General features: G+C 61.8%; 14 protein-coding genes and 1 pseudogene. 7 read left to right on the top strand and 8 right to left on the bottom strand.

The window, feature by feature from the left end; translation table 11 throughout:
- Positions 1-47 precede the first annotated feature (47 nt).
- Together RCH09_RS14120 and RCH09_RS14115 are read left to right on the top strand one after the other, a co-directional pair.
- A complete protein-coding gene (locus tag RCH09_RS14120) occupies positions 48-497 on the top strand; it encodes an Mpo1 family 2-hydroxy fatty acid dioxygenase (RefSeq protein WP_326941758.1) in 450 nt (149 codons plus the stop codon).
- Positions 498-1,520, top strand: coding sequence for a 2-dehydropantoate 2-reductase (locus tag RCH09_RS14115; RefSeq protein WP_326941757.1), 1,023 nt, complete (start codon positions 498-500; stop codon positions 1,518-1,520).
- On the opposite strand, the gene RCH09_RS14110 is transcribed toward RCH09_RS14115, so the two are convergent.
- Together RCH09_RS14110 and htpG are read right to left on the bottom strand one after the other, a co-directional pair.
- Positions 1,517-2,851: an OmpP1/FadL family transporter gene (locus tag RCH09_RS14110; protein WP_326941756.1), complete on the bottom strand. Its 1,335-nt coding sequence runs from the start codon at positions 2,849-2,851 to the stop codon at positions 1,517-1,519. The genes RCH09_RS14115 and RCH09_RS14110 overlap by 4 nt on opposite strands.
- A gap of 147 nt (positions 2,852-2,998) precedes the next feature.
- The gene (htpG, locus tag RCH09_RS14105) at positions 2,999-4,912 is read right to left on the bottom strand and encodes a molecular chaperone HtpG (RefSeq protein WP_326941755.1); all 1,914 of its coding nucleotides are present in this window, start codon (positions 4,910-4,912) and stop codon (positions 2,999-3,001) included.
- A gap of 196 nt (positions 4,913-5,108) precedes the next feature.
- Between htpG and RCH09_RS14100 the strand changes: the two genes are divergently transcribed.
- Positions 5,109-5,504, top strand: a complete 396-nt coding sequence (locus tag RCH09_RS14100; RefSeq protein WP_326941754.1) for a PRC-barrel domain-containing protein — start codon at positions 5,109-5,111, stop codon at positions 5,502-5,504.
- Between the two features lie 154 nt (positions 5,505-5,658).
- Here RCH09_RS14100 and RCH09_RS14095 read toward each other — a convergent pair whose 3' ends face one another.
- The 3 genes and pseudogenes from RCH09_RS14095 to RCH09_RS14085 all read right to left on the bottom strand — a co-directional run bounded on the left by RCH09_RS14095 (position 5,659) and on the right by RCH09_RS14085 (position 10,439).
- Positions 5,659-6,645: a Gfo/Idh/MocA family protein gene (locus RCH09_RS14095; RefSeq protein WP_326941753.1), complete on the bottom strand. Its 987-nt coding sequence runs from the start codon at positions 6,643-6,645 to the stop codon at positions 5,659-5,661.
- Positions 6,646-6,709: 64 nt separating this feature from the next.
- Positions 6,710-8,138, bottom strand: a pseudogene (locus RCH09_RS14090) (FAD-binding oxidoreductase).
- Between the two features lie 99 nt (positions 8,139-8,237).
- Positions 8,238-10,439, bottom strand: coding sequence for a sensor histidine kinase (locus RCH09_RS14085; protein WP_326941752.1), 2,202 nt, complete (start codon positions 10,437-10,439; stop codon positions 8,238-8,240).
- 377 nt (positions 10,440-10,816) lie between these two features.
- On the opposite strand from RCH09_RS14085, the gene RCH09_RS14080 reads away from it, so the two are divergent.
- Positions 10,817-12,478, top strand: coding sequence for an AAA family ATPase (locus RCH09_RS14080; protein WP_326941751.1), 1,662 nt, complete (start codon positions 10,817-10,819; stop codon positions 12,476-12,478).
- A gap of 3 nt (positions 12,479-12,481) precedes the next feature.
- A complete protein-coding gene (locus RCH09_RS14075) occupies positions 12,482-13,126 on the top strand; it encodes a general secretion pathway protein GspB (protein ID WP_326941750.1) in 645 nt (214 codons plus the stop codon).
- On the opposite strand, the gene RCH09_RS14070 is transcribed toward RCH09_RS14075, so the two are convergent.
- The 3 genes from RCH09_RS14070 to RCH09_RS14060 all read right to left on the bottom strand — a co-directional run bounded on the left by RCH09_RS14070 (position 13,120) and on the right by RCH09_RS14060 (position 17,234).
- A complete protein-coding gene (locus RCH09_RS14070; RefSeq protein ID WP_326941749.1) occupies positions 13,120-14,427 on the bottom strand; it encodes a PepSY-associated TM helix domain-containing protein in 1,308 nt (435 codons plus the stop codon). The genes RCH09_RS14075 and RCH09_RS14070 overlap by 7 nt on opposite strands.
- Positions 14,427-16,736, bottom strand: a complete 2,310-nt coding sequence (locus RCH09_RS14065) for a TonB-dependent receptor (RefSeq protein WP_326941748.1) — start codon at positions 16,734-16,736, stop codon at positions 14,427-14,429. Before RCH09_RS14065 ends, RCH09_RS14070 begins: the two co-directional genes overlap by 1 nt.
- A gap of 99 nt (positions 16,737-16,835) precedes the next feature.
- Positions 16,836-17,234 carry a DUF2946 domain-containing protein gene (locus RCH09_RS14060; RefSeq protein WP_326941747.1) on the bottom strand — a complete coding sequence of 133 codons (399 nt, stop codon included), beginning with the start codon at positions 17,232-17,234 and terminating at the stop codon, positions 16,836-16,838.
- A gap of 389 nt (positions 17,235-17,623) precedes the next feature.
- On the opposite strand from RCH09_RS14060, the gene RCH09_RS14055 reads away from it, so the two are divergent.
- A protein-coding gene (locus RCH09_RS14055; RefSeq protein WP_326941746.1) for an IS3 family transposase occupies positions 17,624-18,801 on the top strand; the annotation gives its coding sequence in 2 pieces (ribosomal slippage) (positions 17,624-17,891 and positions 17,891-18,801; 1,179 coding nt in all).
- Between the two features lie 13 nt (positions 18,802-18,814).
- Positions 18,815-19,276: a hypothetical protein gene (locus RCH09_RS14050; RefSeq protein WP_326941745.1), complete on the top strand. Its 462-nt coding sequence runs from the start codon at positions 18,815-18,817 to the stop codon at positions 19,274-19,276.
- The last annotated feature ends 55 nt before the right edge of the window (positions 19,277-19,331 follow it).

Here is a 19,331-nt window from a genome sequence, read left to right as displayed (position 1 = left end):
AAATCTGCTCTACCATCCCTGAATAACAACATTCAAGGAGAACCCGCATGGAACAGGTCACCCATTCGCAGCGCAGTGTCGATGTGTTGATCGGCAAGTACGCTGAAAGCCATCTCAATCCCGTCAATGAAGTGATTCATGTCATCTGCGTCCCGGCCATCGTGCTGTCGGTGACGGGCTTGTTGTGGGCCATTCATCCCTTGCTGGCAATGGGCGCGACGGTCGTGTCGCTGATTTATTACATCAGCCTGTCGACCCGGCTGGCGGCCGGCATGCTGGTCATGCTGGCAGCGATGCTGGGCCTGTTGTCTCTGCTGCCGGCGGCGCTGGTCTTGCCACTGTCGGGCGCGGTGTTTGTCATTGCCTGGATCGGACAATTCATCGGACACAAGATTGAAGGCAAGAAGCCGTCGTTCCTGGACGATCTGCGGTTTCTGCTGATCGGGCCGTTGTTCGTGCTCGGCCTGCTGTATCGCCGCTGCGGACTGGGATACTGAATGGCGGCGCGGATTGCCGTCTTTGGCAGTGGTTCGATCGGGGCGTATGTCGGCGGCGCGCTACTGCACGCGGGCGCGGCGGTGACGCTGATTGGCCGTGCCCGCATGCAGCAACGCATCGCCGAGCATGGGTTGGTACTGACCGATTTGCAGCAACGGCGCATTCGGCTTGCGCCGGACCAGGTGCCGTATCGCACCGACCCCGAGGCCTTGGCCGATGCTGACCTGATACTGGTCACCGTCAAGAGCAGCGATACCGTGCAGGCGGCGCAGGCGATCGGCCAGCATGCCAGGCCGGGCGCGCTGGTGCTGAGTCTGCAGAATGGCATCGGTAACGCCACCACGTTGCAGCAGCTGTTGCCCGACCATGTGGTACTGGGCGGCATGGTGCCGTTCAACGTGGTGCAAACCGACGATGGCCGGCTGCACCGTGGCACCCAGGGCGAGCTGATGGTAGAGGCGTCGCCGCTGCTTGATCCGTGGAGCACCGCGTTCGCGACCGCCCACCTGCCGCTGATCGCGCGCGACGATTTCGTTGCGGTCCAGTGGGGCAAGCTGCTGCTGAACCTGAACAACGCGATCAATGCCCTGTCTGGCCTGCCGCTCAAGACCCAGTTGTCGCAACGCGCCTTTCGCCGCTGCCTGGCGCTGCTGATCGACGAGGCATTGTCGGTGCTGGATGCGGCCGGCATCGAACCGGCGCAGGTCGCCAAAATCGCGCCGCGCCGGTTGCCGATTCTGTTGCGTTTGCCGGACTGGCTGTTCACGCGGATTGCGGCACAGATGCTGCGCATCGATCCGGAGGCGCGTTCATCCATGTGGGAAGATCTGCAGGCGGGCCGACGTACCGAAATCGATTATCTGAACGGCGCTGTCGTCGCGCTGGCGGCATCGCTGGGCACGACTGCGCCAGCCAATGCCCGGCTGGTGGAACTGGTGCGGCGGCGCGAAGCGGGCAACCGCACTGCGTTCGACGGCGTCTCGCTGTGGCACGCGTTGACTGCGGCGCCGGCATCGCGCTAGAACGCGGCGCTGTACTGGATGCTCAGGATATTCACGTCATTCTTGTAATTGCCGATCAGGGTGCCACCGACCGGTGGTTCGGCCTTGTTGATCGATGCATCCTTGACGAACAGATGGGCGTAACCGATATCGACTGCTGCGCCCGGCGACAGGGCGTACCGGCCGCCGAATGACAGCCAGGTGCGGTCTTCATCGGGAATGCGCGGGGTCCGGTAGGTATCCTTGACGGGTGATTCATCCCACGCCACACCGCCGCGCAACAGCCATCTGTCATCGAGCCGATAGTTCGCGGCAACGGCGACACGCAAGGTGTTTTGCCAGTTTTCCGGCGTCACGCTGGACGCCGCGCCATTGTCGAAATTGACGCGCAGTTCCTTGAAGCGGCTCCAGTGTGTCCAGGTAATGTCGGACATGATGGCCCAGCGCCGATCGAGTGCGCGGTAGCCGGACAGGCTGACCGTATCGGGCAGCTTGAGGTCGGCGCTGGCGCCGCTATCGGTAAACGTGGGCGAGGCTGCCAGCGGCGCCGGCAAACCGGTCGGCAGCGTATAGCGGGCATTGCCGCTCAGGTGATGGTCGATTTTGGCGCGATAGGCCATGCCAAACCGGGTATCCCGATCGGCTTCGAACAGCGCACCGAGATTGAAGCCATAGGCCCAGTCGTTGCCGTCGACCTTGACGCTGCCATCGCGCGCCTGCGGCAGAAAGCCGCCCGGTGCGCAGTTGGCCACACCCAGGCTGCCGATGCAGACCGTGCCAAAGTCAATCGCCCGCGAGATCGTCACATCGGCGTATTGCGCGCTGATGCCGACACCGAGCGACCATTGCGGCGTCAGACGCCAGGCCACGGTCGGATTGACATTGATGGTTTTCAGTTCCGAACGCAGCGCCTGGTAGCGGCCGACCCAGCCGGCATCGTACTCGGTCTTGAGACCGAACGGCGCCTGTAGCCCGACCCCGAAGCGCAGGCCCGACGCAAGGTCGGTGGCAAAGAACAGGGCAGGGACGGCCGACCAGTCGCCCGCATCGCCGCCATTGCCGCCGCTCCCCGGCGTGCCGATGGCCGAGGTCGAGCCATTGTTGCGAAATTCGGCGGAGGGACGAATGGCCGACACCGAAACGCTGGCCTGCCGTCCGGTAAAGCGCATCAATCCGGCCGGATTGTAGAAAATCGTGCTGGCATCCTCGGCCAGCGCGGCGCCGCCCGCGTGGGCATTGCCGAGGCTTCCTGCGCTCATTTCATTGAGCGCAAAACCGCCCGCGTACGCATCGCCTGTGACAAACATCGCACTACCGAGCATCAGAACGAGCGCAAGGAAATAGCGTGCCATGACGTCTCCTCATGAATGGTTTTATTGCCATTGTGGGAGGCGCCAGCGACATCGGATTTGACCCAACGCAGGGTGTGGCGCGCCGACGTAAAAATGGCACACGCCGCGTTCACGACGTGTGCCATCGATGCGCCGGGCAGGCCCGAATCAGCTGCTGGCGAGGCCCAGCAGCAAGGCGTTCAAGCGCTTGACGAACGAGGCCGGATCGGCCAGCGCGCCGCCTTCTGCCAGCATGGCCTGGTCGAACAGGATATTCGACCAGTCGTCGAATTTCACGTCGTCCTGTTTCAGGCGCTGCACCAGCGGATGATCCGGGTTGATTTCGAGGATCGGCTTGGAATCCGGCGCGTCCTGGCCAGCCGCCTTGAGCATGCGCATCAGATTGCCGGACAGTTCATGCTCGTCGGCCACCAGGCAGGCCGGCGAATCGGTCAGACGGAAGGTCACACGCACGTCCTTGGCCTTGTCGGCCAAGGTGGCCTTCATCTTCTCGACCAGATCCTTGTATTGGACTTCGGTCTCCTCGTGCTGCTTTTTCTCGGCCTCGTCTTCCAGTTGGCCGAGATCCAGTCCGCCCTTGGCCACCGAGGCCAGATCCTTGCCCTCGAATCCGGTCAGGAACGACAGCATCCACTCGTCGACGCGATCCGACAGCAGCAGCACTTCCACGCCTTTCTTGCGGAAGATCTCGAGATGCGGGCTGTTCTTCGCGGCCAGGTACGATTCGCCGGTGGCGTAGTAAATCTTGTCCTGTCCCTCTTTCATCCGTCCGATATAGTCGGCAAAGGAGGTGACCTGGGCGTCGCTGTCATTGTGGGTCGAGGCGAAGCGCAGCAGTTTGGCGATGCGATCCTTGTTGCCGGCGTCCTCGCCGATGCCCTCTTTCAGGACCTGGCCAAACTCTTTCCAGAACGTAGCGTATTTGTCTTTCTGCGCTGGCTCTTCACTGTTGGCCAGTTCCTCCAGCATCGACAGCACGCGCTTGGTCGACCCCTCGCGGATCACCTTGACGTCGCGCGACTCCTGCAACAGTTCGCGCGAGACGTTGAGCGGCAGGTCGTTCGAATCGATCACGCCCTTGGTGAAGCGCAAATAGACCGGCATCAGTTGCTCGGCGTCGTCCATGATGAAGACGCGCTTGACGTACAGCTTGATGCCGCCGCGCTTGTTGCGATCCCACAGGTCGAACGGTGCGCGGGCCGGAATGTACAGCAGTTGCGTGTACTCACTGCGGCCTTCGACGCGATTGTGGGTGTACGTCAGCGGTGCTTCGAAATCATGCGAGACATGCTTGTAAAACTCGGTGTACTGCTCCGGCGTGATCTCGTTCTTGTTGCGCGCCCACAGGGCGCTGGCCTGATTGATGGTCTCGAGCTCGTCCTTGAGGACGGTTTCTTTTTTCTCTTCGTCCCATTCCTCTTTCTGCATCTGGATTGGCAGCGAAATATGGTCCGAGTATTTGCGGATGATCGATTTCAGCTTCCAGTCCGACAGGAATTCGTCTTCGTCGGCGCGCAGATGCAGGGTGATGGTGGTGCCGCGTTCGGACTTGACGATGGCTTCGACGGTAAAGTCGCCGGCGCCCTCGGATTCCCAGCGCACCCCGTCGGTAGCCGGATGCCCGGCGCGGCGGGTGTCGACGGTGATGCGGTCGGCCACGATGAAGGCGGAATAAAAGCCCACGCCAAACTGGCCGATCAGTGCCGCATCCTGCTGCTGGTCACCGGACAGCTTCGAGAAAAATTCCTTGGTGCCGGATTTGGCAATCGTGCCGAGGTGTTCGATCGCCTCGTCGCGACTCATGCCGATGCCGTTGTCGGCAATCGTGATGGTGCGGGCGGTCTTGTCGAAGCTGACGCGAATTTTCAGGTCGGGGTCATTTTCGAACAGTTCGGTGTGGTTGATTGCCTCAAAACGCAATTTGTCGGCCGCATCCGATGCGTTCGAGATCAGCTCGCGCAGGAAAATTTCCTTGTTGGAATACAGCGAATGAATCATCAGCTGCAGCAGTTGCTTGACTTCGGCCTGGAAGCCCAGGGTTTGCTTTTCGGTTGTTGTCATTATTACCTCGGGGATGAGTGGAATTGGGGAACTGCCAGCTATGCATTGTGGGGCTGGACTGGCGGATTTCAAGGTCGCAGGAAACTTTGACCGGAAACGCGCCACTTGAACCCCCGCGCCAGTGTGGGGTGCCGCACCGACCCGCTATCGGGCGCGCCGTATCGTTCGAACTCAATTTCACCGACTGGAGACTGCGATGTCCTACGAAACGCGCGACACCTATGGCATTTATAAATCTACCCCTGGCGACGGCCCGGGGCCACGCCTGATGGGGGCGAACACCCTCATTGGCGACCACGTCCACAATCTCAAGGACGAACATCTGGGCGACATCAAGGAAATCATGCTCGACGTGCAGAGTGGCACCGTGGCCTATGCCGTGCTCTCAGCCGGCGGGTTTATGTCGATCGGCGAAAAACTGTATGCGGTGCCCTGGCGTGCGCTGAAGCTGGATACGGTCAACAAGCGTTTTACGCTGGATGTCGACATGGAACGGTTCGAGAATGCACCTGGGTTTGACGCCAATCACTGGCCGGACATGGCCGACCAGGTATGGATCGACGGCCACGAGTCGTACTACGCGGCCAAATAAACCGGCGTCTGGTTTGACGACGCCGTCCCACCCCATAACATCGAAGAGGCAATGATCATGACAAAATATCTGGCAGGCTGGATCGTTGGTTTTCCCGTGCTCGTGCTGTCGGCCGTCTACCTTCTGATGCATTGAAGCGTCGCCGGCTGCGGGATCATTGATCGGCCGGATAGCGCAAGCCAAACTGGGCGCGCATGGCGTCCATGCAATCGAGCAGCGCCACCGTCTGATCCAGCGAAATAACCGGGCTTTCCAGCAGTCCGCCACGCAGGCAACGCCCAACCTCGATGATTTCATGGGGGTAGCCGTTGCCGGTCGGCGGCAGCGCAACCGTGCGGACGTCGGCGCCCTGCAAGGCGATGGTCAGATGCTCGGCACGATTGAAGGGCCGGGCAATGCGCACATGGCCAAGCGGGCCCGAGATGGTAATTTGCCCCGGCGTGGTGGCGCGGAATGAACACAGGCACGACGACAATCCGCCTGCGCTGTGGCGCAGCGTGAACGCAGTTTGCTCGTCGACGCCTGTGGCGCCCAATTCGGCCATGGCGGTCGCTGCGGCAATCGGTCCAAGAAAATGCGCTGCCATCGACAGCGGGTAAATGCCCAAGTCCAGCAAGGCGCCCCCGCCGAGTGCCGAATTGACCAGTCGATGGTCGGCCGCGACATTGGCGACAAAGCCAAAATCGGCAAGCACGTTTTGCGGCGTGCCGATGATGCCGTCATCGATCAGGCGACGCGCCTCGACGATGCCGGGCAGAAAACGACTCCACATGGCTTCCATCAAGAACAGCTTGCGCTCACGTGCCAGCGCGACGACCGCGCGCGCTTCACGGGCATTCATGGTGAATGGCTTCTCGCACAGTACCGGCTTGTCCGCTTCCAGACACATCCTGACATTGGCAGCATGCATCGGGTGCGGCGTGGCGATGTACACCACGTCGATCTGCGGATCGTCCGCCAGTGCCTGATAGCTGCCATGGCAGCTGGCGACATCGAAGTCGCGGCCAAACGCCAGTGCGGTGTCGAGGTTGCGCGAGGCAACGGCCTGCAGATGCGCATCGGGCACGTCCCGCAATGCCTCGGCAAATTTGCGGGCAATGATGCCAGTGCCGAGGATGCCCCAGCGAATCGGTTGGTTCATGACATTATCTCCCGGATCAAGCCGCGCAGAAAAACGCGGTCAACCCGGAAGATACCCTGTCTGCTCAGGAACGCATTGAGTCCTGCGCGGATCGCTGCGACTTATCGATATTCGGCGGGATGTTCTGGTTGTGACGGAACAGGTTGGTGGGATCGTACCGATTCTTGACCTGTACCAGCCGCTGGTAGTTGCTGCCATAGGCGGCGTCAATGCGGCCGACTTCGTCTTCCGTCAGGAAAATTCACGTAGACACTGCCGCTGGCATAGGGCGCCGACGCGGTGAAGAACGCCCGTGCCCAATCGATGCATTTCTTGTCTTCGCCGGGCTCCATCCAGCGCGTATGCACATTCATCACGTACAGTGCGCCACGATGCGGATAGGCCGTCGCGTCCGACTTCGCGCGGCTGGCCTGGCCGCCCATCAGGCCAAGGAATATTTCACACTGCGGCGATGGCAGGGTGGCCGCATAGCTGATCACCGTGTCAATGGCTTCATCCGGCAGCTTGCTGAAGTTGTGCGATTTCCAGTAATTGCGCGCGCCCGGCGTGAGCAACGGATCAAACGCCTGTTGCCACGCCAGATACGGCATCGGCCCGACGTGCTCGCCGAGTGGGGTGCCAAATCCCTTGAGCGGAGCAATCAGCCGCATGCCCTCGTCAATGTCACCGGGATAGAACAGCGCCAGTATCATTACATCCTGGCCATGCACTTCGACAGGCAGGAATGGCAGCGGCGGCGCCTGCCGCAGCACCGCCCAGACGCTTAATCGGTCGGGCATCATGTTGACAAACTCGCGATATTGCGTGAGCACCTGCTTTGCCTGTGCATGGGGGAACACGATCAGGCCCGCCAGCACCTGCGGTCCGACCGCATGCAACGCGAATTCAAACAGGGTGACAACGCCGAAATTGCCGCCGCCGCCGCGCACCGCCCAGAACAAATCCGGATGCGAGCTGGCATCGACGCGCAGCAGTTCACCTTCGGCAGTCACGATCTCGGCGGCAAGCAGGTTGTCCACGGTGAGTCCGTGCAGACGACTGAGCCAGCCGAATCCGCCGCCCAGCGTCAGGCCGGCGACTCCGGTGGTGGAATTGATGCCCAGCGGGGTGGCCAGGCCGAATGCCTGCGCCTCGTGGTCGAAGTCATGCAGCGTGGCGCCGGCTTCGACGTAGCCACGGCGGGTGAGGGGGCTCACGCGCACCGATTTCATCAGTGACATGTCGACCATCAAGCCGCCATCGCACACTGCATTGCCGGCGATATTGTGGCCGCCACCGCGCACCGACAGAACCAGTTTTTGCTCCCGGGCGAATTTCACCGCGGCCACGACATCGGCGACACCGGCGCAGCGCACGATGAGCGCCGGTCGCCGGTCGATCATGGCATTCCAGACGCTGCGTGCCGTGTCATATCCGTCATCGCCGGGCTGCAACATCGTACCGCGCAGCATTGATTTGAAACTGTCGACAACTTGGGCAGACAAGTTATTCATGATCTCTCTCCGAAGCTTGGTTCAGTCTAGGACATGAGCCGGCATTCGGTTTGACGACAGTCAAGGATGGATGTATTTCGAGGCGTGCGCCCGCGGAATTCACGAGTGACTGGCGGCCGTCGTTCCATATAACAGGGTGGTCTGGTTCGGTTCCGCCACGATCACCGGAATCCTGATCGTCAGCACCATGCCGCGGCCTGCGGCGCTGGCAATGACGACCGACCCGGCCATCGCATGCAGGCGTTCTTCGATGCCGATCAGACCGAAGGAGTTGGCCTTTCGCTCCGATTCGCCCGGCAGGCCGATGCCGTCGTCGGCAATCTGCACCAGCAAGTCACCGCTGTTCCTGCGCACGGTGACTTCGACATGGCTGGCGTAGGCGTGCCGGATGATGTTGGTCAACGCTTCCTGCACGATCCGGAACAAGGCGGTGGCGCGTTGGTCGTCCATGTCGAGGTCGTCATCGTCGATGTCCAGGGCGCACCCGATGCCGCTGCGACGCGTGAATTCCTCAACCAGCCATTCAAGTCCGGCGTGCAGGCCAAGGTCGAGCACGGAGGGTCGCAGGTCATTGATCACGGCGCGGACGCTGTCGACAATGACATCGATCTGATTGAGTACCGATGCGAAGCGATCGGCCACCGGCTGGGTGGCGGCAAGCTGATGCGAGATCATCGATACATCCATGCGCAGCGCGATCAGGTTTTGTCCGAGATCATCATGAATGTCGCGCGCAATGCGTCTGCGCTCGGCCTCCCGGACACTTTCCTGATGGTCGGCCAGTTTGCGCAATTCCAGCCGTGACTGCAGCAGCACCTTCTCGACGTTCTTGCGTTCGGTAATGTCCTGCAAGGTGCCGCGCAGCCCGGTGATGTTCCCCAGGCGGTCGCGCACGGCTTCGGCGCGGGTGTTGACCCAGAGCGTATGGCCGTCGGCATGGCGCGCCGCCAGATCAAGGTCGTAGCCGATCCCGGTCGTGAAGGCGCGCAGCGCGCTGTCCCTGATTTTTTCCCAGGCGGCGCGCGGATAGATCGTATCCAGTTGTTGCTCGAACGGCGGCATCGCGCTCATGCCGAAAATGTTGTGGATTTCCTCGGAGGTCACTACGGCGCCACTGGCTGCGTCCCAGGTCCAGCTGCCCAGGCGTGCAACATTTTGCGCCCGGCGCAGCTCCCCTTCGCGTTCCTCGATGATGGCGTGCGATTGCAGCAGCGCCTGCGCCCGCAATGCGAGCAGCCGCGCTGCGTGATCCATCGCCCGCGCCAGATTGTCGGCTTCCAGGAAATGCACCTTGCCGGGCGGGATCGGACGATCTTCACCAAGGGCGTTGGCGGCCCGGATCAGCACCTTGACCGAGCGGGCAATCCGCGTCCCCAGCATGGCCGCCAGGCCAAGTCCAAGGCCCAGCAGGATTGCGATACTGGCGCCCAGCAGGGTGCTGGTGCGCGACAGTTCCGCTTCCAGTATCCGGATTGGAATGCCGATGGCAACGCCCCAGTGCGACACGGGCGCGCGGCTGTAGACGCTCAATACCGGGATGCCGTCCCGCGTGGTGGATTCGATGCTGCCTTCGGCGGACACGCGCATGCGTTGCGTAAGTTTCTGCACGCCCTGGGTGCCGACAAACTGCTCGGCTGCCGCGGAACGTGCCGCAATCGTCCCGCCGCGATCGAAAATCGCGACAATCCAGTCCGGTGGCAGTTGCTGATCATGGAGAATTTTGGTCAGTTGCTGCGATGGCACGCCAATGCTCAGGACGTAGGCGATCTTTCCTTCGGCCATGACCGGAACCGTGACATTGACCTTGGTTGTCCTTGTAATTGCGCCGATGTACATGCCCGACACCACCGGCAATCCGGTCGCCCGCACCTGATTGATCTGGGTCAGGTCGGTATAGCGCCGCAACGGCGAGCCATACGGCAGCAGGGTGTTGATGATTTGCTGGCCGTCGAGCTCGGCGACGATCACGCTCGAGCCGATATCGGACGCCGCCAGCAAAGCCCGGGCATCGCGATGGAACGATGCGAAATCGTGGGTTGCGAGCGCGTTTGAAAATGCCAGCGCCTGGGCCGCGCCCTGCACCTTGAGCAGTTGGCTGTCGACGCTCTGGGCCAGCGTGCGGGCGGTGTAGATCGTGGATTTTTCGAGCTGGATGCGGCCATCGTCGTACAACCGGAAGAACAGCAGCAAGGCGGCAATGATGCCGGGAACCAGGCACACCAGTACCAGCCCGATCAGCAACGCCCGCACCGGAATCAGTCCGGCGTGCGCTTGCTTCGATAATCTGGGCTGGGCTGCCATCAAATTCGCCATCGCATTACTTCATGCCGCCGCCGCAGGATCCGCGTGCGTGGTTAGTCAGAAAAGTTAATACTTGGTAAAAATCCATGGCCGATCATAGCCCACTGTTCATGCCCTGCGCCATCAAATTTCTTTGGGGCAGGCACCTGTCCAGGGTTTTTTCGTGGTGGTTTCCGGTTTCGCGCGGATCGCCGGTTCGCCTGCGTACCGCTGGCCCGCTGCACGCGGACGGCCGACGCCGTGATCCGCAGCGACGTGGCAGTTCCGGAACGGCGTGCCCGGGTCAGTGCTGCGCAGGGACAAGCCAATGCCACACTGGCGCATTTTCCGCACTGAAAGCAACCGGTGGCAAAGCGCTTTGTGCTAGCCTTCGGGACATGTACCAACGATTCTTTGGCCTAAAACAAATCCCCTTTTCGATCGCCCCCGATCCGCGCTATTTGTTCATGAGCGAGCGGCATCGCGAGGCGTTGGCGCACCTGTTGTACGGCCTGAACGGCGGCGGCGGTTTCGTGCTGCTGACCGGCGAAATCGGCGCCGGCAAGACCACCGTGTGCCGCCTGTTCCTGGAACAAATCCCGGCGCGCTGCAATGTCGCCTACATCTTTAATCCGAAGCAAACCGTCATCGAATTGCTGCAATCGATCTGCGACGAGTTCGGCGTGCGGGTGGCGCCGCGCGACAGCGGCGTGGCCACCGTCAAGGACTTCATTGATCCGCTCAACACCTACCTGCTGAAGACGCATGCGGTATTGCAGAACAACGTCCTGATCATTGATGAGGCGCAAAACCTGTCGGCCGACGTGCTGGAACAATTGCGACTGCTGACCAATCTCGAAACCAATGAGCGCAAGCTGCTGCAAATCATCCTGATCGGGCAACCCGAGCTGCGCACGATGCTGGCCAAGCCGGAACTGGAGCAATTGGCACAACGCGTCATCGCGCGCTTTCACCTCGATGCCCTGTCGGTCGACGAGACGGCGCTGTACATTGCGCACCGGCTTGCGGTGGCCGGCAGCAAAAGCGCGTCGCCCTTCAGCCGCAGCGCCATGCGCCGTATCCATCAGCGCGCGCGCGGCATACCGCGTCGCATCAACCTGCTCTGTGACCGCGCACTGCTGGGCGCGTACGCCGGCGGCAAGCAGGATGTCGATGCCCGCACGATCGAGACCGCAGCGCGCGAAGTATTCAGCTTCGATGTGCAGTCGCGCCTGATCGCCGGCGTGCCCTGGCACCAGTCGGTGGCGGGCGTGGTGGTGGGCGCATTGATTGTCGCGGGCGCCGTGCTGGCGCTGGAACGGCAACCTGTGACGTCACGGATCGCGCGGAAAACCCCGGCGGTAGTGGCGCCGCCCGTTGCCGAGCCAAAGCCGGCGCCGGTGGTGGCGCCTGCAACACCGCCCAAGCCGGTCGAGCCCATCGTCCTGAGCAGCGACGTGCGCGATCTGGCGACCGCCTATCGACGGCTCGGACGATTCTGGCAGCTGACAGTCGCTGGCACCGATCCGTGCCGGGCACTGCTCAAGCAGCAGGTGTACTGCTTCGTCAGCAGCAAGGGGCTGGATGAAATCCGCGAGCTTGACCGGCCGGTCATCCTGACCCTGCGCGACGACGAAAAGAAGGAGTACTACGCCCTGCTGGCCGGACTGGAGACCGACAACGCGCTACTGCAAATTGGCGGCGTCTATGAAAAAGTGACGCTGGCAGCGCTGGAACGGCGCTGGGCCGGCGAATACCACACCTTGTGGCGTGGCCCGGCCGGGTATCACAAGGAAGTCCGCACCGGTGACCGCGGCCCCGAAGTCGACTGGCTCGCGGCTCGGATTGCGACCATCAATGCGACAGCGGCGCCGGCGCCGGATCAGCCATACGGCGATGCCCTCGGCGCGAGCATCCGCCAGTTCCAGCAGAGCCAGGGATTGCAGGCCGATGGCATTGCCGGGCCAAAGACGTTCATGCGGCTGGCTGCCGCCGGTGGCGTGGCCGAGCCCCATTTGCAACGTGACACGCTCGCAGCCGATGCGACGACGGGAAAATAATTCATGTCCTACATTCTCGACGCCCTCAAGAAAGCCGACAGCGAGCGGCACCTCGGCGAGTTGCCCGGTCTTCACACCCAGCCGCAGCCGGGCCGGACAGCGCCGCACCAGGCCACCCTGTGGCAGCGCCGCGCGCTCTGGATCGTACTGGCGGGACTGGTTCTGGCGATCGCCGCACTGGCATGGCAGATGAACAGCCCGGTGTCCGCGCCGGTGCAGCTGGTTGCGGCCCGACCCATGCCGGCAGCGCCGCCGCTGGCCGCCAGCGTCGCCAATGAATTGCCGTTGCCACCACCCTTGCCCAAGTTGGCGCCGAGGCCGGAGCCGGTTGCCAGGCCGGTCGCGGTAGCAAGGGTCGCCGTCCCGGAGCCTGCCAGGAAGCCACCCGACACGAAGCCTGTCGACACGGCGCCGCAGTCCAGTGTCATCGCGATGGCCGACCTGCCCGACAACGTGCGGCGCGAGTTGCCGCCGCTGGCCGTTGGCGGCTCGATGTATTCCGACAATCCGGCCGACCGCATGCTGTTGCTCGACAAGCGGCTGGTGCACGAGGGCGATGAAATCGCGCCCGGACTGGTGCTGGAAAACCTGAAGCCGAAAGCGGCAACCCTGCGCTTCAAGGGATACCGGTTCCGGATCAGTTACTGAACGCCGCGCCGGATTCCTGCCCCGCCCAACTCCAGCAATGCCACCAGCACGACCGTGATCGCCAGCAAAGGCATCAGTGCGCACAGCGCCAGCAGCGCAATCCAGCCAGCCAACGGCACCGACGTCAATGTCCCCGGCAACCAGCGTGGCATGAGCGCCGCACCGGCACGCCAGCGCCCGAAAAAGATGACCCAGCCGGACGCCACCGAAAACAATACGCCGAGATCGAACAGCAGCAACAGCGCCTGATTCCACCAGCCGAATTCGCCGCGATGAAACGGAATGCCGATTGCCGTGGCCTTGCCGAACAGGGTTTGCTGATCCCATCCGGCGTAGTACAGCGTGGCGCCACTGAAGGCGTCAAGGCGCAAATCGAATTGACGCAGCGGCGCCCCGCGTGTGGTCGCATTGGCGCGCCAGACACCCTGCTTGTTTACGGGCGGCCGCAATTCGATCGCCACTTCCGGTGCGCGGGCGCGGGCGAGGTCGGCAGCCGCCTGCCACGTCAGGGGCGCGGCCGTTGGCGTCATACCGGATTGCAAATGACGCGGCGGCGGGGTTGGTCCCTGGCCGCTGAGGTCGCGCAGCGCGCGAATTTGACCGCCGGCATGTTCGCTCCAGGTCAGACCGGTGACAACGATCATCAGCGTCAGCAGCATGAGCGCCGCACCGATGAAACCATGCCATTGCTTCCATGCCGTTCGGCCCGTTGCCGACTTCTGCGGCATGCCGGTTTTGCCTGGTTGCGGCCACCACAGCAAGACGCCGGTCAGCAGCATGACCAGCAACACGCTGGCCGCCAGTTCGATGATCCAGCGCCAGCCATTGGTCTGCAGCAGGCGTGAATGCAGGTTCTTCGACCAGTTGCCGAAGCGCTCGTGTCGCGCCAGCTGTCCCGTGACGCGCGCGTTGGCCGGGTCCACGTACACCACCAGTGCACCTGCCTTCGGTGGCGTCGCGGCGTGACCTGCATGACCATCTGCCGCTGGCGCGAAGCTGACTGCGGTGGTGTCGCCGTCGGCAAACGCCGGCGCCACTGCTTGCAGCGTCGCACCGGGTGGCGCTGCCGCGACGGCGGCGGCAACCTGCCGGTCCAGCGCCAGCGGCACGCCGCCAACGGCCACATGATCGAGGTGGTCATACAGCACTGCTTCGATCTGTGGCGTGAACAGATACAGCAGGCCGGTCAATGCGGCGATGACCACCAGCGGCGTGGCGATCAAGGCCGACCACAGATGGATGCGCACCAGCAGGCTGTGTCGACGCGCGCGCAGCGAGGTCGTCAAGGTCGGTGTCGTCATCACAGGTCGAACCGCAATTCAGCCGCAAAACTGCGCTGCGGATACGGGTGGAAATTCCAGTACTGGTAGTTGTTCAGGTTGTCGATCCCGAACGACGCGGTCCACTGCCTGGCGATCTGATAGCGCACCCGCAGATCGGTGGTGAAGTATTTGCTGGCGCCCTGGTACGCAAAGCCATTCACGTCGGCGTTGTTGAGCGTCGAATACTGCGGGCCACTGTAACGTGCGCCGTACGTGGCGCTCCAGCGCTCGCCGAACCGATACGTCGCCACGGCAGTGGCACGCCATTCCGGCACGCGCGGCTGGTATTTGCCGATGGTGTCGCCGGGGACGCTGACGAAGCCGGCGTTGTCGCGAATGCGCGAATCGGCCCAGGTCACGCTGCCGGACAGGTCGAGGCCGCGCCGGATCACATCGGTGCCCGACAGCGCCATCTCAACCCCATTGGTCTTGATGCGACCGACGTTCTGCACCCGGCTGATATTGCTGTTGGCGGCCGGATCAAAGGTGGTTTGTGCATACAGCGAGTCGTGCACGTTCTCGGTAAAGAACGTCAGCCGCATGCGCGCATCGCCGAGATCCTTTTCGGCGGTCAGTTCGGTGGTCCAGGATTTTTCCGGCTTCAGGTTGGGGTCGTTGATGTACTGCGAATTGGTGGTCGAGGTCGCGCCATACAGTTCGCTCACCGTTGGCATGCGCACCGCGCGGCCGATCGACGCCTTGAACACGGTGTCGTCCGACCAGCGATACGACAGCGCGGCTTTCGGCGAGATGAAATTTTCCGAGCGGTCGGCGTAGCTGGTGTTGGCCGTGCTGGTGGCCGAAAAACGGGTGTAGCCATTGGACGCCGTCCAGTTTTCCAGCCGCACGCCGAACACGGCTTGCCACTGCGGCGTGATGGCCCAGCGGTCTTGCCCGTACAGGCTGCGCAACTGCGCCTTGCCGCCGACTTCATTGCTGAGCGTGCCGGCGCTGTCGCTGCGCCAGTCGCCGGCGATGTTCGATTTCAGGATATGCAGCCGGTAGTTCTCCTGCTGATAACCGAAGTCGACGATGTGCGCGCCCTTGACGCCGTCCGGTCGCCAGATGCCTTTCAGCGCCAGCGTGTTCCAGCCGGTGCCGTCCTGATCCTGGATGGTGCCGGCGCCGCCGCTGGTCGCTGCGGGCAGGGCAGTGGTAGCGGCGCGCAACTGGTCCCTGTTGTAGACATACACGCTGGCCGCGGCTTCCCAGTCGAAGGCGCCGCGCGTGGTCGATTTCAGCGACAGGCCGTGCATCACATGTTCCAGCGATTCATTGCTCAGATTGAAGTCGCTCGGCAGCAGCGTGTAGCCCTTGCCGTTGATGCTGACCGGACCGGCATACACCGGCGCGCCGGCGCTGTTGCGCAGGTAGGTTTGCGGACGGCCTTCGGAGGTGTTTTCCCAGACGCCGAGCGTGTAACTGGCGCGGATGGTCGGTGAAAAATCATAGGCCAGCTTGGCTTTGGCGTGATCCTGGACGGTGTGATATTCGGTCGCCGTGCCCAGCAGCAGCCAAGGCGTATTGGTGCGATCGAGCCCCGCCACCGCGCCAGTCACCTCTACCGAATTGGTCGCCGGCGCGCTGGTGCTGATGGCGCGGGTCGGAAAGGTCAATGGCTGGCCGTGGCTGTCGGTGCGGTTCACGTTCAGCCACCACGACCAGGCGCCGCTCCGGTCGCCCAGCGACGCGCTGCTCTGGTGGCCGTGATACGTGGTGTCGGTGTTGTACAGCTTGAAGGGCTGGCTGAAGGCGCTGACCTTGGCATGGGCTTCGAATTGCGTCGGCATGCGCGTGACATAGTCGACCACCGCGCCGACCGAGTTGCCCGGATAGGCCGCCGAGAACGGGCCGTACAGCACATCGACGCGCTCGATTTCTTCCGGCGTGACCAGGCCCCAGCGCGGCGCGTAGGTCGCGCCATTGCCGAGATAATTCGACAGCAGGATGCCATCCGCATACACCGCCGAACGCGCGCTGTTGCCGGTACCGGAGGCGCGGCTCGACAGCACCGCATGGTTGTAATCGCCGATGTAGCGCTTTCGGACCAGCAGGCTGGGGAAGTACTTCAGCGCGTCTTCGCTGTCGGTGGCGTTGATGGTTGCCTCGACCTGTTTGCCGGTGATGCCCTCCATCGTGGTGGGGATCTGCGACGGCAATGAACTGGGACGGCCGCTGGTGACGGTAACGCTGCCGAGCGATTTTTCGGGAGCGCTTTGCTGCGCAATGGCGTGGCTGGAGAACGCGGCCAGAATGGCCGCGGTAAGGGGGGTGATGCGATGATTCATGAGAATTCCGGCGTGAATTGACTGAGAAGTCTGATTGGGATGCGCCGTCATTACCCGCACCGGCAGGGCCGGACGGAATGACAGCAATCGGGGGCTAACTCAGGAAATCGACGGCGGTGCGCGCGACTGCGCGGCGGTCCACATGAACAGCGGACGGGGGGACTGATAGAACAGCGACGGGAACATCTCGGCGCTGGCCAGCAACGGCAGCACGAACAAATGGGTGGTCGGCAGGACCGTCATATCGGCATGCGCCAGGCAGAACGGGCAATGGCCGTGTTGCATCGACTGGTCGGACGGTGCGGCGGGATTGGTTTTTTGCGCGACGGCGCTGCTGATGAATTTGGTACCGGTGGTGGAGCAGATCTCCATCCACGCGTTATTGCCGCCCTTGGCAGCGGCCAGCACATGCGTCACGCTCGGCGCCAATGCCGCCAGCAGGATCGCGAAGCAGGCGATCCAGGCGGTCAGGTAGCGGAAGGGGGTGGGGCGGCGCATCGGCGGGAGTGTAGCATCGAGTGGGGCGTCGATGCCACTGGATTGCTTGTGCATAAGCCGACCTGGATGAACGCGGCGTTCAGATTTGGTTGTCCTTCAATAGCCCTGAATATCAACTTGCGGTGTGGGTGTAAAAGGCGTGAACTGGTCAAAAGCATTCATTCATAGGACTGACGCACCTCCGCGAGGAGTCAGTATTTCAATGCTATCTAGCAAGATTCCATGGTAAATTGACAGCTGGCGTTATAGACCAAGTTAGGCACCATCGAATACTTCAGGCGAGCATGTCAGAAACCCTCATCGTCGCGCTGATCACAGGTTATGTGTAGTGGTCTAATTTGTGCAGACACCTCGATAGGTGGGAAACTCCACCACCAGAGGAAAAATCAATGACAAAGCAACGCCGGCAATTCGACATCAGCCTGAAGCTGGAAGTCGTTCGTATGATCAAGGAACAAGGACTGACGACTACACAGGTCAGTCAGAGCATGGATATCGGCGAGACCGCGATTCGTCGCTGGATCAAGCAATATGACGCTGAGCAAAGCGGCCAGCGAGGCATCGGTAATCCGTTGACGGCAGACCAGCAGCGTATTCGCCAGTTGGAACATGAAAACCGTCAATTGCGAGGCGATGTCGATATTTTAAAAAAGGCCTCGGCCTTCTTTGCCCGGGAACTGAAGTGAGCTACGCGCTGATTTCACAACTGCAAAAGAAGGCCGTCCCCGTTGAGCAAAGTTGCCGGGTTTTGTCGGTCAGCCGCGCCGGCTATTACAGCGCCCAGTCCCGTCCTGCTAAACCACTTTTATGCAAGGTTGGCGTACATCTGAAGGCCGCTTTCACCGCCAGCCAGCAAAGCTACGGCAGCAGGCGCCTGGTCAGCGCCCTGGCGTCACAAGGCATTGATATTGGCCGCTACAAGGCACGCAGTCTGATGCGTCGGGCTGGCCTCAAGCCGGTCTGGAAGCGCAAGTTCGTTCACACCACCGACAGCAATCACACCCTGCCGATTGCCGAAAATATCTTGGCGCGGCAGTTCAATCCGGACGCGCCCAATATTGCCTTCGTGACCGACATTACCTATATTCGAACAGCTACTGGTTGGCTGTATCTGGCGATGGTACTCGACCTGTTCTCGCGCAAAGTAGTGGGCTGGGCGATGGCACCGAGCATGCCGGCCGAACTGGTCTGCAAGGCACTGCAGATGGCGATTCAGCAGCGCCGTCCAGCACCAGGATTAATCGTCCATAGCGACCGTGGCAGCCAATACGCCAGCAAGCAATACCAGGCACTCCTGACCGAGCAGGGCTTCATCTGCAGCATGAGCCGCCGAGCAAATTGCTGGGACAACGCAGTTGCAGAACGCTTCTTCCTGAACCTCAAAATGGAGCGGGTCTGGCAACGCACTTATGCCAATCAGGCGGAAGCTAAAAATGACGTTACCGACTACATCGTCGGCTTCTACAACTGCACCAGATTACATTCCGTATTGGGCAACCTGTCGCCCTCCGCCTTCGAACGGAAAATGACAGCAAAAAAACCTATCGCTATGTCTGAATTTACTTGACCACTACAATGTCATGCTTGTGGTCGCGGTCATAAACGCACTCGTCTCCGAGAGCTACAAGCGCTTTCGCGACGGAACTACAGTTGCCGCGAGCTTAGCGGGAGAGCTTGCATCCTACGAGGATGCTTGGCCATTGCTCTCTGATATCTTGAATTCAATCGTTAGCGCAACCGAACTCCAGAAGCCTAGCCTAGAGGCTTTGAGGCCGATCGAGCGTCCGAAGGACGTCGTGTACGAGAAGTCGATCGACAAGCTCGGGTTGCTCGGTGCACAGACCGCTGAAGGCGTGGTGTACGTCTACAGCAACATCAATGCGTTCAGAATTGCACTCGAGATAATCTCCCGCGATCACGCTTCGATGTCGAGAGAGGAACTTAAGAGTCGCTGCGTTGCGTGCAAGGCAGCTTTGGACCGAGCTGCCACGAGAGGCGAAGGGAGGGTGTCCGCGATTTTGTGTAATCGGGAAATCGATTAATGTTGCGGCATACGCTCATCGAACATGATGGTGAACCGATTCAAGGCGGCTTTCC

It is taken from the genome of Actimicrobium sp. GrIS 1.19 (genome assembly GCF_035984655.1).
Classification (GTDB): domain Bacteria; phylum Pseudomonadota; class Gammaproteobacteria; order Burkholderiales; family Burkholderiaceae_D; genus Actimicrobium.
Note: the sequence above shows the minus strand (reverse complement) of the source record. Positions and strands in the feature narration are given on the sequence as shown.

Excerpts from the sequence above, each read along its gene's own strand:
- RCH09_RS14080 (WP_326941751.1), top strand. The coding sequence starts at position 10,817 with ATGTACCAACGATTCTTTGGCCTAAAACAAATCCCCTTTTCGATCGCC.
- htpG (WP_326941755.1), bottom strand. The coding sequence starts at position 4,912 with ATGACAACAACCGAAAAGCAAACCCTGGGCTTCCAGGCCGAAGTCAAG.
- RCH09_RS14115 (WP_326941757.1), top strand. The coding sequence starts at position 498 with ATGGCGGCGCGGATTGCCGTCTTTGGCAGTGGTTCGATCGGGGCGTAT.
- RCH09_RS14065 (WP_326941748.1), bottom strand. The coding sequence starts at position 16,736 with ATGAATCATCGCATCACCCCCCTTACCGCGGCCATTCTGGCCGCGTTC.
- RCH09_RS14110 (WP_326941756.1), bottom strand. The coding sequence starts at position 2,851 with ATGGCACGCTATTTCCTTGCGCTCGTTCTGATGCTCGGTAGTGCGATG.
- RCH09_RS14100 (WP_326941754.1), top strand. The coding sequence starts at position 5,109 with ATGTCCTACGAAACGCGCGACACCTATGGCATTTATAAATCTACCCCT.
- RCH09_RS14070 (WP_326941749.1), bottom strand. The coding sequence starts at position 14,427 with ATGACGACACCGACCTTGACGACCTCGCTGCGCGCGCGTCGACACAGC.
- RCH09_RS14095 (WP_326941753.1), bottom strand. The coding sequence starts at position 6,645 with ATGAACCAACCGATTCGCTGGGGCATCCTCGGCACTGGCATCATTGCC.
- RCH09_RS14050 (WP_326941745.1), top strand. The coding sequence starts at position 18,815 with ATGCTTGTGGTCGCGGTCATAAACGCACTCGTCTCCGAGAGCTACAAG.
- RCH09_RS14075 (WP_326941750.1), top strand. The coding sequence starts at position 12,482 with ATGTCCTACATTCTCGACGCCCTCAAGAAAGCCGACAGCGAGCGGCAC.
- RCH09_RS14120 (WP_326941758.1), top strand. The coding sequence starts at position 48 with ATGGAACAGGTCACCCATTCGCAGCGCAGTGTCGATGTGTTGATCGGC.
- RCH09_RS14085 (WP_326941752.1), bottom strand. The coding sequence starts at position 10,439 with ATGGCAGCCCAGCCCAGATTATCGAAGCAAGCGCACGCCGGACTGATT.
- RCH09_RS14060 (WP_326941747.1), bottom strand. The coding sequence starts at position 17,234 with ATGCGCCGCCCCACCCCCTTCCGCTACCTGACCGCCTGGATCGCCTGC.